The organism is Marinimicrobium sp. C2-29 (assembly GCF_038419845.1).
Classification (GTDB): domain Bacteria; phylum Pseudomonadota; class Gammaproteobacteria; order Pseudomonadales; family Cellvibrionaceae; genus Marinimicrobium.
The window spans coordinates 1-1,237 of the sequence record NZ_JBCAQT010000044.1 but is presented as its reverse complement, the minus strand read 5'-3'; the positions used below and the strand labels follow the sequence as shown (position 1 = coordinate 1,237).

1 protein-coding gene is annotated in these 1,237 nt (G+C 56.6%); it reads left to right on the top strand.

Annotated elements, in window-relative coordinates:
• Nucleotides 1–66 precede the first annotated feature (66 nt).
• A protein-coding gene (locus tag AAE484_RS17395) for an IS3 family transposase (protein WP_341939707.1) occupies nucleotides 67–1,229 on the top strand; the annotation gives its coding sequence in 2 pieces (ribosomal slippage) (nucleotides 67–322 and nucleotides 322–1,229; 1,164 coding nt in all).
• The last annotated feature ends 8 nt before the right edge of the window (nucleotides 1,230–1,237 follow it).

Sequence of the window (1,237 nt, the reverse complement as noted above, 5' to 3'; positions counted from 1 at the left end):
TGAAGTGGTCTAATGATTCCGGACACCATTTAAGGTGGTATTCTACCACCCTAGAAGAGGTGTTCCATGAAGAGACAGCGTCGTACATTTTCAGCAGAGTTCAAGCTCGAAGCAGCTCAGTTGGTCATTGACCAGGGCTACTCAATTGCAGAGGCTAGCCGTTCTCTCGGTGTTGGTGAAACGGTCCTCAGGCGCTGGGTCCAGCAGCTGCAAGGGGAGCAAGGGGGCGCAACCCCCAAAGGCAAGGCATTAACACCCGAGCAACAGCGTATCCAGGAGCTGGAAGGCCGGGTGAACCGGCTGGAACGGGAGAAAGCCATATTAAAAAAGGCTACAGCTCTCTTGGTGGCGGACGAGATCAGACATACACACTGATCGACCAATTGAGAGAGCATGAACCCGTCGGACTGGTTTGTTCCGCCCTCGGCATCCCTGCGAGCAGCTACTACGAGCATGTGCAACGCCGCCAGAAGCCGGATGTCGAGCGTTTGACACTTCGGAGCTTGGTGAAAGAGCTATTCAACGACAGTCGAAGCTCAGCGGGCAGCCGAACCCTGGTTGGGATGATGCGGGACCTAGGGCACGACGTGGGCCGCTTTAAGATGCGCCGGCTGATGGCTGAAGCCGATCTGGTGTCCAAGCAGCCCGGTGCTCACCGCTACAAGGTGGCAGAGTCCGAGCGGGTGGATATCCCGAATCACCTCGACCGGGAGTTCGACGCTCCTGCTCCCAACCGGGTTTGGTGTGGCGATATCACCTACATCTGGGCCGACAGTCGCTGGCATTACTTGGCCGTGGTGATGGACCTGTACCGCCGCCGAGTGATCGGCTGGGCCTTGTCTACCAGGCCCGACGCAGAGCTGGCAGCAAGGGCTCTTGAATTGGCCTATGAGCAACGAGGCCAACCCGAAGGGGTAATGTTTCACTCGGACCAGGGTTGCCAGTACGCCAGTCAGGTGTTTCGACAGCGCCTGTGGCGCTACAGGATGAGGCAGAGCATGAGTCGGCGTGGTAACTGTTGGGACAACTCCCCGATGGAGCGTGTGTTCCGCAGCCTGAAGTCAGAGTGGATCCCCTCATTGGGTTACCGCTCGAAATCTGAAGCGACTAGAGATATCAGCTATTACTTGATGGACTATTACAACTGGCGTCGGCCCCATCAGTACAACGATGGCGTGCCACCGGCAAAAGCGGAAAATCCATCTAACTTATTGTCCGGAATTAGTTGACCACTACA